Below are 15,527 nucleotides of genomic sequence, written 5' to 3' on the forward strand. Positions count from 1 at the left end.
GAACCGGTCAGCCCGCCAGGCGGCCGGCCGGGGACAGATGGTCCGGGGCGGCCGAACGGCCACCCCGGACCCGGGTGAGCTGACCGCCTATTCCGCCGGGGGTGGGGCGAGGAGGCCGGTCTCGTGAAGGTAGGTGACGACCTGTTCGGCGCTCTGGTCGGGGGGAATGGCGCCGGAGGCGTCGAGGTGGATTTCGGGGTGTAGTGGGGCTTCGTAGGGGGAGTCGATGCCGGTGAAGTTGGTGAGTTCGCCGCGGCGGGCTTTGGCGTAGAGGCCCTTGCGGTCGCGGGATTCGGCGACGTCGAGGGGTGTGTCGACGTGGACCTCGATGAACTCCCCGTCGTCGAGCAGGTCGCGGGCGAGCTGGCGTTCGGCGCGGAAGGGGGAGATGAAGGAGGTGAGGACGATGAGTCCGGCGTCGGCCATGAGTTTCGCGACCTCGGCGACGCGGCGGATGTTCTCGACGCGGTCGGCTTCGGTGAAGCCGAGGTCCTTGTTGAGGCCGTGGCGGACGTTGTCGCYGTCGAGGAGGTAGGTGTGGTGGCCCTGGTCGTGGAGGCGTTTTTCGACGAGGTTGGCGATGGTGGACTTGCCCGCGCCGGACAGGCCGGTGAACCAGACGACGGCCGGGCGCTGGCCCTTGGCGGCGGCGCGGGCCGCCTTGTTGACCTCGACGGCCTGCCAGTGGATGTTGTCGGACCGGCGTAGCGCGAAGTGCAGGAGGCCGGCGGCGACGGTGGCGTTGGTGAACCGGTCGATGAGGATGAACCCGCCCATGTCGCGGTTGACCGCGTAGGGGTCGAACGCGATCCGCCGGTCGAGGTTGAGGTTGGCGACGCCGATCTCGTTGAGGTCCAGCGTGCGGGCGGCGGTGTGTTCCAGGGTGTTGACGTTGACCTTGTACTTGGGCTGGGCGATGGTCGCGCCGACGGTGCGGGTGCCGAGTTTGAGCAGGTAGGGCCGGCCGGGCAGCATCGGTTCGTCGCTCATCCAGACGAGGTGGCACTCGAACTGGTCGGCGACGGCCGGTGGGTCGCTCGCCGCGGCGAGGACGTCGCCGCGGCTGATGTCGACCTCGTCGGCCAGGGTGATCGTGACCGACTGGCCGGCGATGGCCTCGGGCAGGTCGCCGTCGGCGGTGACGATGCGCGCCACGGTGCTCTCGGTGCCCGCCGGGACGATGCGGACCCGGTCGCCGGGGCGGATCGTGCCGCCGGTGACCTGGCCGGAGAAGCCGCGGAAGTCCAGGTCCGGCCGGTTGACCCACTGGACCGGAAGGCGGAACGGTCCGGCGGCCAGGTCCTCGGTGACCTCGACGGTCTCCAGGTGCCCGACCAGGGTCGGCCCGGTGTACCAGGGCGTGTTCGCGGACGGTTCGGTGATGTTGTCGCCGCGCAGCGCCGAGAGCGGGATGCAGGTGATCGCCTCGCCTTCCAGCCCGATCTGGGCGGCGAAGGCGCGGTAGTCGGTCTCGATCTGGTCGAAGACCTGCTGGGAGTAGTCGACGAGGTCGAGCTTGTTGATCGCCAGGACGACGTTGCGGATCCCGAGCAGGGAGACGAGGTAGCTGTGGCGCCGTGTCTGGGTGAGCACGCCCTTGCGGGCGTCGATCAGGATGACGGCGAGGTCGGCGGTGGAGGCGCCGGTGACCATGTTGCGGGTGTACTGCTCGTGGCCGGGGGTGTCGGCGACGATGAACTTGCGGTGCTCGGTGGAGAAGAACCGGTAGGCGACGTCGATCGTGATGCCCTGCTCGCGTTCGGCCGACAGGCCGTCGACGAGCAGGGCGAAGTCGAGTTCGCCGCCCTGGGTGCCGACCTTCTTCGAGTCGCTTTCCAACGCGGCGAGCTGGTCGGAGAAGACCAGTTTCGCGTCGTAGAGCAGCCGGCCGATCAGTGTGGACTTGCCGTCGTCGACGCTGCCGCAGGTGATGAACCGCAGCATCGACTTGTTCTCGTGCCGACGCAGGTACTCCTCGATGTCGTCGGCGACGAGGTCGCCCGCCGCGTGCGCCATCAGAAGTACCCCTCCTGCTTCTTCTTCTCCATCGACCCGGACGAGTCGTGGTCGATGACCCGGCCCTGGCGCTCCGAGCTGGTCGTGAGCAGCATCTCCTGGATGATCTCGGTCAGCGTCGTCGCCTCGCTTTCGAYGGCGCCCGTCAACGGGTAGCAGCCCAGCGTGCGGAACCGGACCGACCGCTGCTCGGGCACCTCGCCCGGCGCCAGCCGCATCCGCTCGTCATCGACCATGATCAGCGTGCCGTCGCGTTCCACGACCGGCCGCGGCGCCGCGTAGTACAGCGGCACGATCGGGATGTTCTCGTGATGGATGTAGAGCCAGATGTCCAGCTCGGTCCAGTTCGACAGCGGGAACACCCGGACGGACTGGCCGGGCCCCTTGCGCGCGTTGAACAGCCGCCACAGCTCGGGGCGCTGCTGCTTGGGATCCCAGCGGTGCTGCGCCGAGCGGATCGAGAACACCCGCTCCTTCGCCCGCGACTTCTCCTCGTCGCGGCGCGCCCCACCGAACGCGAGATCGAAGCCGTACTTGTCCAGCGCCTGCTTCAACCCCTCGGTCTTCCAGATGTCGGTATGCACCGCGGAGCCGTGGTCGAACGGGTTGATGCCCTGCGCGAGTGCTTCCGGGTTCTGGTGGACCAGCAGGTCCAGCCCCAGGTCCGTGACCAGCCGATCGCGGAACTCGTACATCGCCTTGAACTTCCACGTCGTGTCGACGTGCAACAACGGGAATGGCGGCTTCGACGGGTAGAACGCCTTCCTCGCCAGATGCAGCATCACCGCGCTGTCCTTGCCCACGGAGTACAGCATCACCGGCCGCTCGCTCTCCGAGACGGCCTCCCGGAAGATCTGGATGCTCTCCGCCTCGAGGCGCTGCAGGTGAGTCAGACGAGTGGTACCCGTGAGCAGGTCCCGGGTAGCACCGTCGGTCGGCGCGCTCATGTCCACTGGATCTGGTCGCGCACTGTGGACCTTTCGAGCATGCCGTAGGTCTCCTCTCCGTCCCACGTGTACCGGCACTCGCCCTGGAACAGCACCGGGAAGTTCGGCAGTTCCGGCCGGTCGACCGTGTCGTGGGTGGTGTTCACGGTCACGCCCTCGATACGGGTGGTGCCGAGCTCGGACTCGAACACGACGGGGACGGGGTCGCCCGACGGTACCAGCCGCCRCAGCCAGGGAGCCTCGACAACGCGGGCCGGAATGAGCTTCCCCTCACCCAGGAACAGGTAGCCCTCGTTGAACACCTCACGGCCGTCCGGATGCGGAGGGTAGGTGATGTACCCGAACGCCCGTCCGCTCGGGAACACCGCCGACTGCCAGGTGTGGCCGCGGAACYCCTCGAGGTGGCGAACCCCCTGCCGCTTGATCCGCAGGCCGGTACCGGTGAAGGTCTTCTCCTCGCCCGGCACCTGGACGACGCCCGTCGCGGTGAACAGCTGCTCGATCCGCGGGCCGTGGCCCATCATGTCGCCGTCGGACGTGGTCGCGAGCCGCTCGGCCGCGTCGGGCAGCAGCGCGCCCTGCTCCCACGGCGGCGCGACCATCGCCGTCTCCACCTCGACCCGCAGGTTCACCGTCGGGCCGTCCTGCCTGCCCTCGATCAGCGCCTGCGAGGTGGTCGCGACGGCCGGGCCGTCATAGGTCATCCGCCACCGCCGGTAGGGCTCGACGACCTCGAACACGAGCCCACCGGCTCCGAGGATCGCCGGCTGACCGGCGGCGTTGAACGGCGAGCGCGCCGCGCCGGGGCCGCGGAACCGGTACACCCGGCCGTCGCCGAACACCACGTTCAACGTCACGATGTGCGTGTCCCAGCTGGACGCGACGGCCTCGATCCCGAACCGGGGCAGCCCGATCTCGCCCTTGTCGTCGGTCACCCAGAAGCTTGCCGAGTCCCGCATCTCAGGGTTCTCCGGCCGGGTGGGAAAGAAGTACTCCCGCTCGACGGGCAGGCCACCACTGAGGTCTATCGCCATGGAGATCCTGTCCTTCCTAGGTCGCGCTGGCGTTGGTGGGCTGACCGTGGCTGGTCCAACGTTCCGCCCGGGCGGTGTACTCCGCGAAGCGCGGGCGGATCGTGTCGAGGTCGAGCCCGTAGTCGGCGGGGTCGGAGTGCCTGACGCGTACGCGGTCCTCGGAGTTCTCCTTCCACCAGCGGCGCATGTTCTCCTCGAACGCGGGGGTGACGGCCTCTCCGAGCCAGTCGTAGAGGCCGTGGATCTCGCCGATCGGGTCGCGCTGCATGGCGCGGAAGTCGATGTCGTGGAACCGGTGCTCGTTGCCGTCGTCGCGGAACGCCAGGGCCCGTGCCATCCCGGTCGTGAGCACTGTGGTGTTGAGCTCGCCGATGTAGCGCCTGTCGATCGTGTCGTTGAACCGCAGCGCGACGTTCGCGTAGACGTCGCAGACCGAGACCAGGACCTCGGTCGGGTCGCGGTGGGTCATCACSAACCTGGCGTCGGGGAAGGCCTTGTCGATGTCGACGAGGTGAGCGAGATGGTTGGGGTTCTTCAGCCGCCACGGCTTCGCGGGCTGCCCCCACTGCAGGTACTTCAGCGCCCGCCGCATGTACTGGAACGTCTCGGTGAGGTCCGCGTCGAGCAGCCAGGCGGCGTAGGAGGGAACATGGGCGAAGCACTCGAAGTAATGGGCCTTGAAGTCCAGGAGCATCAGGTCGTGGCATTCCTGCGGGCCGTCGGGGAACGACGGGACGAGCGCCTTGTCGAGCTCGGTGCGCCGGGACTGGATCTCGATCTGGCGCAGCAGCCGCGGGTCGGGGGACTCCGTGACGGACGCCGGCGGCGGGACGGGCTCGGTGGCTTCCCATCGGCGCAGGTAACGGATGCCCGGGTCCTCGGCGAGCAGCCCCGCCAGCGCGGTCGAGCCGGTCCGGGGAAGGCCGAGGGCGATGAGCGGTCCGACGATCGGCGCGTCGTCGGTCTCGGGATGGTCCTTGTACCACTGTTCGATCTGCAGGCGGGTCCTGAGGGCCCCGGCCATCATGCCGCGCAGCGCGGCCTGGCCGGCCATGCTGAGCTGGGCCTCGGTCTCCAGCGCGCGGGTGGCCCGTTCCAGGCCCTCACGGAACGAGTCACCGCCGAAGTCGTCGAGGCCGGTCGAGGCGCGTGCCTCGTCGATGAGGCTGTCGGCTAATCGCACGTAAGCGCTCCCTTCTCGCGACCCACTCCCACGACCCCGTGGAGACGTGGACACGGTCCGCGCATGCCTGGTAGGTGGCTGGTGCCGCGGGGGTGGGCAGGGACCGTGTATGGGTGAGAACAGTCGGCCGGCTGCCCGGCCAATTTCGTGACAGTAGGGTGCCATGAATACCAGTGTCCCGGCAACACCTGATGAGGAGGCGAGCGGGCAGGTGGGTGAGCACCGCCTCGATGGGCCACCGGAGACGACGTCCGACACGGAACCCCACGACGTCGGCGACGGCGTGGCGAGAGACGACGCGGTGGCCGAGGACGCGGTAGCCGAGGAGGCGATGGCCGAGGACATGGCGGCCGAGAACAAGGCGGCCGAGGAGGCGGGCGACGCCACGGCGGGCTGCGGCCGCCGTCGTTATCACAGCCCGGTGCGGCGCGAGCGTGCCGCGCGGACTCGGGAGCGCATTCTCGCCGCCGGGTCCGAGCTGGTGCACGAGTTCACCACCTGGGACTGGAAGGGGCTGACCTTCCGCGCCGTCGCGGAGCGCGCCGGCGTGGGGGAGCGCACCGTCTACCGGTACTTCGCCACCGAGCGGGAGCTGCACGACGCCGTCATGCGCCGCCTCGGCGAGGAGTCCGGGATCAGCTACGAGGGGCTCAGCCTCGACGGGATGGGCCCGATAAGTGCCCTGCTGTTCGCGACGCTGCCGTCGTACGCGGTCACGCGATGGGTCGAGGAGCCGCCGCGGCAGCCCACGCTGGTGGAGGCGGACGCGGTCCGCCGGGAGGCCGTCATCGGCGCGGTCGCGGGACCGGCCGCGGACTGGGCCGACGAGGAACGGCGGATGGCCGCCGCCATGCTCGACGTGCTGTGGAGCGTCCCGACCTACCAGCGGCTGCTGACCGCCTGGCAGTTCGACGGCGAGCAGGCGACCAGAGCGATCACGTGGGCGATGGGGGTGCTGTCCGACGCGGTTCGCGAGGGCCGCCGTCCGCCACCGCCCGCCGCCGGGTGAGCGGAGCGAACGGTCCCGCGGCGTGCGAACCCGCGACTCGCGGAACTACGGCGTCCGGAACTGCCGCGTCCGGAACTACGGCGTCCGGAACTACGGGTCCGGAACTACAGCGTGCGGAACAGTCCGCCGTCCGCGAGGATCTGGGCGCCGTTGATGTAGCCGGACGCGTCGCTCGCCAGGAAGACGCAGACGCCGACCAGGTCCTCGGGGACGCCGATGCGCCGCATCGGGTTCATCTCGGCGGCGCGTTGCTGCGCCTGGGCCCCCCACGCCTTGGAGATGTCGGTGTCGAACGCGCCCGGCAGCACCAGGTTCGCGCGCACCTTGGGCGCCCACTCGCCGGCCAGCCCCAGCGTGAGCGCGTTCAGCCCCGCCTTCGCCATGGCGTAGGGAATGTCGTGCGGGCCTGGCCGCAGCGAGCCGGCGGTGGTGACGTTGATGATCGACCCGCCGTCGCCGGCCGCCATCCGTTCGCCGACGAGCGCGGACAACCGGAACGGGCCGCCCGCGTTGACGGCGTGCACCTTGTCGTAGAGCTCCCGGGTGACCGTGGAGAGCCTGTCGTACAGCGGCGACATGCCGGCGTTGTTGACCAGCACGTCGACCTTGCCGAACTCGGCGTAGACGGTCTCGACGAGCCGGTCGCAGTCGTCCCAGCTGCCGACGTGGCAGGCGACGGGAAGCGCGCGTCGGCCGGTGGCCGCCTCGATCTCCTGGGCCGCCTTCTCGCACGCCTCGAGCTTGCGGCTGGCGATGACGACGTCCGCGCCGGCGGCCGCCAGGCCCTCGGCCACCGCCCTGCCGATGCCCCGGCTGCCGCCGGTGACGATCGCGACCCGTCCGGTCAGGTCGAAAAGCTCCGCGGGAGTCCTCATCAGGCGCACTCCGTCCGAATCATTGTCGACGTCGACGTCAATTCTTGTCTCACCGGTTGTTCGGGCGCTCCGCCCCGGGGCGGCGACGTGACGTGACCCGAGCCGCTTCCGTGCCGTCCAGGAAAATATAGTTGACCCGGTCCACCGTCCACGACGGGTCGGGCCAGAGCGAGCCTACCGATGGCGTGTGGGACGTGGGTGAGGAAGGCTGGGCATGAGGCCGTCGGCCCAGGCCGGTGATCCGTGAAGTCGGGCTGGGAGCCCACCTCGCTATACAGTTGACCCGGTCGCGACGGTGCGGTGTCCGGGTTGTCGACACCTCAGGAGGACGAGTGGCGGACGAGCTTGGCGCGAGCGGTCTGCGGTTCGAGCGGGACGGCGCCCTCGCGTGGCTGTACATCGACCGGCCGCACGCGCGCAACGCCTTCACCCCGGCCATGTACTTCGGCATCAAGAAGGCCGTGCACCTGGTCAACTCCGACCCGGACCTGTCCGCCCTCATCATCACGGGCACCGGCGACGTCTTCGCCCCCGGCGGCGACCTGGCCGGCCGCAGCGACCCGGGTGACGAGGCGCCGCCGAACATCGGCGCCCACATGCTGCCGTTCCTGACCATCCGCGACAGCACCGCGCCGGTGATCGCGGCCGTCAACGGCATCTGCCAGGCCGGCGGACTGCTCATCGCGATGATGTCCGACATCTGTGTGGCCAGCGACCGCGCGACCTTCCGCGTGCCCGAGCTGCTGCGCGGGATCCCGGACGCGACCTACGCCGCGACCCTGCCGGCGCATGTCGGCATCGCCGTCGCCCGTGACCTGCTCCTCTCGGCCCGCAAGTTCGACGCGGCCGAGGCCCAGCGGATCGGCCTGATCTCCCGGGTCGTCGCGCACGAGCAGCTGCGCGACGAGGCGGTCAACGCGGCCAAGCAGGTGTTGCGGACACCGCCGATGGCCCGCATGCACGTCAAGCGGATGCTCAACGAGCGCTACGGCTTCATTGACTACCAGACGATGTTCTGGGCGCTGGAGAACTCGCCGGAGCCGCGTGAGGGCATGCGCGCGTTCATGGAGAAGCGCTCGCCGGAATGGGTCCCGAAGCAGTTCGCCGAAGACGGTCCCCTGTGAGGCTGGCGCCGCGCGCCAGCCATCGGGTGCCAGGTGCCCTCCGACGTGGTTCCGGGCCGAGGCGTATGGCGGTGCCTGGGCTGGTTCCAGCTCGAGGAGGCGGTTGGGTTGGCGCTGCGCCGATGCGCCGTCACCAGATGTCGGCGCGGTCGGGCGGCGCTGCGCGGTCGGGCGGCGCTGCGTGGTCAGTGAGCGTGAAGGCGCGATGACGTCGGCGGCGGCAGTCACGGGTCGTGTCCCCGCCGCCGGGACGTTGCGGCCGCCGGTCCGGCGCGGCCCGCAGAAGATCGGTCACGTGCTGGCCGCCGACCTGCGCCGCCAGATCCTGCGCGGCACGCTCGCCGCCGACGCCCGGCTGCCGCCCGAGACCGAGCTCATGGCGGCCTTCGGCGTCTCCCGTGACACGCTGCGCGAGGCACTGCGGATTCTCGAGGCACAGTCGCTGCTCGACATCCGCCGGGGCCGCGGCGGCGGGGCCGTCGTGCGCCGCCCCGGCCTCACCTCGGCGGCGAGCTACGTCGCCCTCCTCCTGCAGCTGCGCGGCACCACGCTGGAGCACCTGGACGAGGCCCGCTCGGTGCTCGAGCCGCCCGCGGCGGGGCAGCTCGCCCTGCGCCCCGGCGACGACGCGCTCGACCACCTCGCCACGCTGTACGACAACGAGCGCGCCGCGGGCGACCTGCTCGCGTTCGTCACCGCGGTCTCGACGTTCGACCAGGCCGTCACCGACCTCTCCGGGAACCGTTCGATCGCGGTGATCGCCGGCATCCTGCGGATGATCCACGCCGGTCAGGTGTACACCGCCCTGGACGCCGTCGACCCGCGGTCCGCCGAGCGGATCGGCCGGCGGATCGTCGCCGCGCACGGGGCGTTTCTCGCGGCGGCCCGGCAACGAGACGCCGTCGCGGTGAACCACGCCTGGAGCGGCTACCTGCTCTCCACCGCCCGGTTGCTGGTCCCCCGCGGCCGGGGCCGGGCACGGATCGACGTCGTGCCGCTGTGGCGGGCCCACTCCGCGGGAGCATCCGCGGAGGGGATGTCAGCGGGTGGGGCGTCCGCGGGTGGGGCGTTCGCCGGTGCCGCGGCGCCACCGCGGCGGATGGCGGCCATCGTCGCCAACGAGATCCGGGCCCGCATCGCCGAGGGCCGCCTCGCCGACGGCGACCGGCTGCCGTCGCTCGCGGGCCTCGCCGTCGAGTTCGGCATCTCCCGGCCGACGCTGCGCGAGGCGTTGCGGATCCTGGAGATGGAGTCGCTCCTGACGCTGCGGGCCGGCGACCGCGCCGGCGCGCAGGTTCGCCACCCGTCCACGCAGGTCGCCGCCGAGCTCGCCGGCACCGTGCTCGAGGCCCGGCAGGTCACGCTGGCCGACTACTTCCACGCCATCCGTCTCTTCGAGCCCGCGATGATGGAGCTCGCGGCGGCGCGGATCGACGACGGGTCGGTGGCGGCGCTGCGGGTGCTCGGCGCGGAGATGGCGGCCGCGGCCGACGACATTCCCCGCTTCTCCGACGCGTGGCGCCGCGCCGCCGCCGTCGCCTTCGGCGCGACCGGCAACCCGGCCCTCTCCGTCGTCGCCGAGATCCTCCAGTGGGTGCGCCTGGGCACGAGGCCCGCGGTCAACGTCCCGCCCGACGATGCCTGGGCCGCCGTGACCGGCCGCCTCGTCCCGCTGTTCGCCGAGCTGGTCGACGCCCTGGCCGCCCGCGACCCAGGCCGGGCCCGCGAGTGCTGGGCGGCACTCCTCGATGTCAACGTCCCCTTCGCCGAGTCCCACGGCTACGCCCACCGCCTCATGATCGACGTCATCGACTAGAGATCGTCGCCGTCGCCGTCGCCGTCGCCGTCCGGCGGCTCCTGCCTACGGAGCTGCCTTCGCGCCCGCGTCCGCCGTGGCGGACTCGAGCTGGGTGAGGTACCGCTCGATGAGCGCGAGGGTCTCGGGGTGGCCGGTGGCGACGCCGAGAATGTCCTCCGAGATGAGAATCCGGGCGAGGCCGGCGATGACGACGGTGACCACCGCCGGCGGGACCGTTTCGGTGTCGACGCCGGCGTCGGCGAGAAGGCCGGTGAGAGCCTTTACCTGGAGCGCGCGGAAGCGTTCCGCATAGTCGGYGATCTCGGTGCGAATGGCCTTGCGGTGGTTTGCCAGCGCCTGGAACTCCGACAACAGGACGGTGCCGACCGGCTCACTGGAGAGCTCCCAGAGCGCCCGCAGCGGCTTTTCCGAGGCAAGCGCCTGCTCGTAGCGTCTCAGATTTACCTCGGCGCCTTTCTGGAAGAGTGCCAGGAAAAGGTCGTCCATCGTGCGGAAGTAGTAGTGCACGAGCGCGGGCTTGACGCCGGCCTTCGCCGCGACCCGCCGCGAGGTCGCCGCGGCGTAGCCCTCCTCGATCATGATCTGGGCGGTGACGTCGAGCAGCGCGGCCCTGGTCTTCGAGTCGGTCGCGCCCATCCGGCGGGGAGTGGTCACGGCGCCACGCCCCATACCGCGGGCCGCGGCGCCTGGGCCGCGACCCTTGCCGGCGCCTGTGCCCCTACCAGCCCGGACGCCGTACCCCTTGACGTGTGGGGCGATGGGAAGGTAGGCATGCGCCCAGCATAACGATTGGGCGAGCGCTCAGCACCGGCCCGCCCATGGGCCCCGCGCCCGCCGCCGACGAGGCACCGTCGGCATCACCAGTATGCCGCGACGCGAGGGAGCCAGATCCATGACCGAGACGGCCACGGCCCCGCCGACGCCGACCCGCTACACCGGTAGCCGGGTGCCGCGGGTCGAGGACGGCCGACTGCTCACCGGGCACGGAACCTTCGTCGACGACATCCAGCGGCCCGGAATGCTGCACGCCTGTTTTGTGCGCAGCCCGTTCGCCCGTGCCCTGATCAACGAGATCGACGCGTCCGCCGCGCTCGCGCTTCCCGGGGTGCGCGCCGTTTTCACGGCCGCCGACCTGAACCCCGATGTGCACGAGCAGTGGTACTCCTCCTACGGCCCGAACGTCCCGGACACGCCGCGCCCGCCACTGGCGGTGGACGAGGTCCGGTTCGTCGGTGACCCGGTCGCGCTCGTCATCGCGGAAAACCGCTACATCGCCGAGGACGCGATCGAGCTGGTCGAAGTCGACTACGAGCCCTTAACCGCGATCGCCGACTATCGCGATGCTCAGACCTCGGACATCCTCGTCCACCCGAAATTCCCGAACAACGTCGCCGGCAGCCTGGCCGGACCGCCGCCGGAGGTGGTCGAGGGCGCCTTCGCCTCGGCCGCGCACATCGCCGACGAGACCTTCTACCAGCAGGCCTACGCCCCTGTCCCCATGGAGACCCGGGGCATCGTCGTCGAATGGGCCGCCGACAACGGCGACGTGACGATCTGGACGGCCACGCAGACCCCGCACGAGGTGCGTGCCTTCGGCGCCCGCCTGCTGGGGCTCGAGCCTGAGCGCGTCCGCGTCCTCATGCGCGACACCGGTGGTGGCTTCGGCCAGAAGGTCGTCCCGATGCGCGAGGACATGTGCATCATGCTCGCCTCGCGCAAGGTCCCGGCCGCCCTAAAGTGGATCGAGGACCGGCGGGAGAACCTGATGGCCGCCGGCCAGGCCCGGCACGAGCACGGCCGCGCCAGGATGGCCTTCGCCGCCGACGGCACGATCCTCGCCGCCGGCATCGAGCACGCCCAGGACATCGGCGCCTACCCGACGCCGTGGCCGGTCGGCGCCGCCGCCGCCGTGGGACTGCTCTTCCCCGGCCCGTACAAGGTGCCGCTCGCGACCTGGTCGACGACGTCGGTCTTCTCGAACACCGCCGGGCGCCACGCCTACCGCGGGCCGTGGCAGTTCGAGTCGGTCGCCCGCGAGCTGCTCCTCGACATCGCCGCCCGCGACCTCGGCCTCGACCCGGTGGAGCTGCGCCGCCGCAACATGCTCAGCCGCGACGAGCTGCCCTACCCGAACCCGGCCGGTATGCCGCCGTACGACCACTCGTCGCCGCTGGAGACCTTCGAGCTCGCGCTGAGGATGCTCGACTACGACGCGTTCCGCGCCGAGCAGGCCGCCGCCCGCGCGGCCGGGCGCTACCTGGGGGTCGGCACCTGCACCTACATCGAGCCGACCGCCACCGGCCAGCCGTACTACGCCTGCGAAGGTGCGGTGATCCGGATCGACCCGTCGGGCCAGGTCACCGTCATCGTCAACGGCGGCTCGGCGGGCAACAGCCTGGAGACCACCGTCATCCAGCTGACGGCCGACGCCCTCGGCGTCAGCCTTGACAGCGTCGACACCATCCAGAACGACACGTCGGAGACGCCGTTCGGCGCCGGCACCGCCGGCAGCCGCAGCGGCTCGGCGACGGCCGGCGCGGTCGCCGAGACGGCGTCGGTCCTGCGGGCGAAGCTCGCCGAGCTGGCCTCCGCGCGCCTCGGCGTCGCCCCGCAGGACATCGTGGTCGCTGATGGGCAGGCGAGCGTGCCCGGGACATCACTGGCCATGACCTACGCGCAGATCGCGGAGCTCGCCGGTCCGGGCGGGGTCGAGGCCAGCGCCGAGCACACCGCCAAGGCTCCGATGCTGTGGTCCAACGCGACGCACGTCTGCACCTGCGAGGTCGACGTCGTCACGGGCAAGGTGACCCTGCTGCGCTACATCGTCGGCGAGGACGTCGGCCCGATGATCAACCCGAACGTGGTCGAGGGCCAGATCGCCGGCGGCACGGTCCAGGGCATCGGCGGCGCGCTGCTCGAGCACATGGTCTACGACGAGGACGGCAACCCGCTGGCCAGCACGTTCGTCGACTACCTGCTGCCGACGACGACCGAGGTGCCGCACATCGAGTACGGCCACATGGAGATGCCGGCGCCCGGGCCGGGTGGTCACAAGGGCGCCGGTGAGGGCGGGGCGATCGGCGCGCCGCCGGCCGTCATCAACGCCGTCGCCGACGCGCTGTCGCCGTTCGGCGTGAAGATCACAAATCTGCCGGCGAGCCCGGCCGCACTTGTCGCACTACTGACCGAGGCGGGGCACTGATGGAGCTGGTGAACGAATTCCGGGTCGCGCTGCCGGTCGAGGCCGCCTGGGCCCTGCTGACCGATCCGGAGCGGATCGCCCCCTGCATGCCGGGCGCCCAGCTTCTGTCGGTCGACGGCGAGGACTTCCACGGCGCCGTGAAGGTCAAGGTCGGCCCGATCGTCGCCCAGTACAAGGGAAAGGCCACCTTCCGGGAGAAGGACGCCGAGGCCCACCGCGCCGTCATCAAGGCCGACGGCAAGGAGTCCCGCGGCCAGGGCAACGCGAGCGCCATCGTCACCATGGGGCTCACCCCCGACGGCGACGGCACCGCCGTCCACCTCGTCACCGACCTCACCATCTCCGGCAAGGCCGCGCAGTTCGGCCGCGGCGTGCTCGCCGACGTCAGCGGGAAGCTGGTCACCCAGTTCGTCCGCAACCTGGAGGCCGACGTGATCGCCGCCGGGTCCGCGGAGCCGGCCGCCGCGGCGGAGCCGGCCGCCGCCGGTCCCGCCAACCACTCCTCTGCCGCGCCGGCCGCTGCCCCGTTGCCGGGTGCCGGCGCCGTCGCGACCGCGCCGGCACCCGCACCACCACTCGCGCCCGCACCGGCCGCACCGGCCGCACCGGCCGCATCAGCAGTGGCGACGGCAGCACCGGCAACGACGGCGCCGGCCGCGCCGGCGCGGACCGCCGAGGCCGAGCCGGTGAGCCTGCTCGGCGTGGTCGCCTGGCCGCTGGTCAGGCGGGCGCTGCCGGTGCTCGTCGGCGCGGCCGTCGTCGGGCTGGTCATCTGGCTGATCGTGCGCAACGCCTGACTGTCCTCACCTCCTGACGTCGCCCATCTCTGACGCCGCCGTCAGGAGAGCGACGCCGAACCGTCCTGGACCACCCGCCCGCATTCCCCTTCTCTTACCGGGCTCGGCTTTCCGAGCGCGCGGCCCCACCGGAGGACGACGATCGTGAGCACCGACACCGCCATCGCCTGGGACCCGTACAACCGCACATACGCCGACGACCCTTACCCGATCTTCCAGCGGCTGCGGGAGGACGTCCCGCTCTACTACAACGAGCAGTACGACTTCTACGCCGTCAGCAGCTTCGCCGACTGCGAGCGTGGCCTGCCCGACTGGAAGACGTTCTCGTCGGCCAAGGGCGGCATCCTGGAAATCATCAAGTCCGGCATCGAGCTGCCGCCGGGCACTCTGATCTTCGAGGACCCGCCGGCCCACGACCTGCACCGCAAGCTGCTGTCCCGGGTCTTCACCCCGAAGCGGATCGGCGGACTCGAGCCGAAGGTCCGCGACTTCTGCGTCCGCACTCTCGACCCRCTGGTCGGCGCGGGCCGGTTCGACATGGTCGAGGCCTTCGCCAAGGAGTTCCCGATGCGGGTCATCGGGATGCTGCTCGGCATCCCCGAGGCCGACCAGGCCAGCATCCGCGACGCCGGCAACGACGCGCTGCGTACCGAGGGCGGAGGCCAGATGGACCTCTCCGAGGGCGCGCTCCTGTCCGGCGAGGTCTTCGGCCCGTACATCGACTGGCGCCGCGAGAACCCGTCCGACGACCTGATGACCGAGCTGCTGACCAACGAGTTCACGGACGAGAACGGCGTCACCCGCACCCTCACCCGCGACGAGATCCTGACCTACGTCACCGTCGTCGCCGGCGCGGGCAACGAGACCACCGGCCGGCTGATCGGCTGGGCCACCTCGACGCTCGCGAAGTTCCCCGAGGCCCGCGCCGAGCTGGTGGCCGACCCGTCGCTGATCCCGGGCGCCATCGAGGAGCTGCTGCGGTTCGAGCCGCCCGGCCACGCCATCGGCCGCTACGTCACCACGGACGTCGAGTTCCACGGCCAGACGGTCCCCGCGGGCTCGACCATGATGTTCATCATCGCGAGCGCGAACCGCGATCCGGCCCGCTACCCGGACCCGAACACCTTCGACGTCCGCCGCCGGATCGGCCAGCAGCTGACCTTCGGCCTCGGCGGTCACTACTGCCTCGGCGCCGCGCTGGCCCGCCTGGAGGGCCGGGTCGCGCTGGAGGAGATCCTGAAGCGCTTCCCGAGCTGGGACGTCGACTGGGAGGCGGCGAAGATCGCCTCGACCTCGACCGTGCGCGGCTGGGAGTCCCTGCCGATCGTGGTCGGCTGACACCCGGACCTGGACCTGCACCCGGACCTGGACCCGGACCTGGACCTGCACCCGGACCTGGACCTGCACCCGGACCTGGACCCGGACCTGGACCTGCACCCGGACCTGGACCTGCACCCGGACCTGGACCTGGACCCGGACTTGGACCCGGACTTGGACCAGGGCCGCGGGGCGCGTGCGGCC

General features: G+C 71.1%; 12 protein-coding genes. 6 read left to right on the forward strand and 6 right to left on the reverse strand.

All coding sequences use genetic code 11. The annotated features are described in order from the left end of the window. Positions 1-87: 87 nt before the first annotated feature. Genes cysN through BL253_RS30205 form a run of 4 tightly spaced genes read right to left on the reverse strand, consistent with a single transcriptional unit; the run spans position 88 to position 5,180 of the window. The gene (gene cysN, locus BL253_RS30190) at positions 88-2,016 is read right to left on the reverse strand and encodes a sulfate adenylyltransferase subunit CysN (RefSeq protein ID WP_076820707.1); all 1,929 of its coding nucleotides are present in this window, start codon (positions 2,014-2,016) and stop codon (positions 88-90) included. Further along, complete coding sequence (gene cysD, locus BL253_RS30195; RefSeq protein ID WP_076820731.1) at positions 2,016-2,963, reverse strand: sulfate adenylyltransferase subunit CysD; 948 nt, start codon at positions 2,961-2,963, stop codon at positions 2,016-2,018. The genes cysN and cysD overlap by 1 nt, the downstream gene beginning before the upstream one ends. Further along, on the reverse strand, positions 2,960-3,997 hold the full coding sequence (locus tag BL253_RS30200) for a hypothetical protein (protein ID WP_076820708.1): 1,038 nt from the start codon (positions 3,995-3,997) through the stop codon (positions 2,960-2,962). The genes cysD and BL253_RS30200 overlap by 4 nt, the downstream gene beginning before the upstream one ends. A 16-nt stretch (positions 3,998-4,013) precedes the next feature. Next, positions 4,014-5,180 carry a sulfotransferase family protein gene (locus BL253_RS30205; protein WP_076820709.1) on the reverse strand — a complete coding sequence of 389 codons (1,167 nt, stop codon included), beginning with the start codon at positions 5,178-5,180 and terminating at the stop codon, positions 4,014-4,016. A gap of 331 nt (positions 5,181-5,511) precedes the next feature. On the opposite strand from BL253_RS30205, the gene BL253_RS30210 reads away from it, so the two are divergent. Further along, the gene (locus BL253_RS30210) at positions 5,512-6,189 is read left to right on the forward strand and encodes a TetR/AcrR family transcriptional regulator (RefSeq protein WP_198946459.1); all 678 of its coding nucleotides are present in this window, start codon (positions 5,512-5,514) and stop codon (positions 6,187-6,189) included. Between the two features lie 104 nt (positions 6,190-6,293). Here BL253_RS30210 and BL253_RS30215 read toward each other — a convergent pair whose 3' ends face one another. Then, positions 6,294-7,064, reverse strand: a complete 771-nt coding sequence (locus BL253_RS30215) for an SDR family NAD(P)-dependent oxidoreductase (protein WP_076820732.1) — start codon at positions 7,062-7,064, stop codon at positions 6,294-6,296. Between the two features lie 332 nt (positions 7,065-7,396). Here BL253_RS30215 and BL253_RS30220 point away from each other — a divergent pair, with 332 nt between their 5' ends. Continuing rightward, the gene (locus BL253_RS30220) at positions 7,397-8,188 is read left to right on the forward strand and encodes an enoyl-CoA hydratase/isomerase family protein (RefSeq protein ID WP_076820710.1); all 792 of its coding nucleotides are present in this window, start codon (positions 7,397-7,399) and stop codon (positions 8,186-8,188) included. 205 nt (positions 8,189-8,393) lie between these two features. Further along, complete coding sequence (locus BL253_RS30225) at positions 8,394-10,004, forward strand: FadR/GntR family transcriptional regulator (protein ID WP_076820711.1); 1,611 nt, start codon at positions 8,394-8,396, stop codon at positions 10,002-10,004. A 45-nt stretch (positions 10,005-10,049) separates the two neighbouring features. Here the strand turns inward: BL253_RS30225 and BL253_RS30230 are convergent, their stop codons facing one another. Then, a complete protein-coding gene (locus tag BL253_RS30230) occupies positions 10,050-10,661 on the reverse strand; it encodes a TetR/AcrR family transcriptional regulator (protein WP_076820734.1) in 612 nt (203 codons plus the stop codon). Between the two features lie 238 nt (positions 10,662-10,899). Here BL253_RS30230 and BL253_RS30235 point away from each other — a divergent pair, with 238 nt between their 5' ends. The 3 genes from BL253_RS30235 (at position 10,900) to BL253_RS30245 (ending at position 15,344) form a co-directional block, all read left to right on the forward strand. Beyond that, positions 10,900-13,209: a xanthine dehydrogenase family protein molybdopterin-binding subunit gene (locus BL253_RS30235; RefSeq protein ID WP_076820712.1), complete on the forward strand. Its 2,310-nt coding sequence runs from the start codon at positions 10,900-10,902 to the stop codon at positions 13,207-13,209. After that, the gene (locus BL253_RS30240; protein ID WP_076820713.1) at positions 13,209-14,006 is read left to right on the forward strand and encodes an SRPBCC family protein; all 798 of its coding nucleotides are present in this window, start codon (positions 13,209-13,211) and stop codon (positions 14,004-14,006) included. Before BL253_RS30235 ends, BL253_RS30240 begins: the two co-directional genes overlap by 1 nt. Before the next feature lie 144 nt (positions 14,007-14,150). After that, positions 14,151-15,344 carry a cytochrome P450 gene (locus tag BL253_RS30245; protein ID WP_076820714.1) on the forward strand — a complete coding sequence of 398 codons (1,194 nt, stop codon included), beginning with the start codon at positions 14,151-14,153 and terminating at the stop codon, positions 15,342-15,344. Positions 15,345-15,527: the final 183 nt, after the last annotated feature.

The sequence above is a fragment of the Pseudofrankia asymbiotica genome, assembly GCF_001983105.1.
Classification (GTDB): domain Bacteria; phylum Actinomycetota; class Actinomycetes; order Frankiales; family Frankiaceae; genus Pseudofrankia; species Pseudofrankia asymbiotica.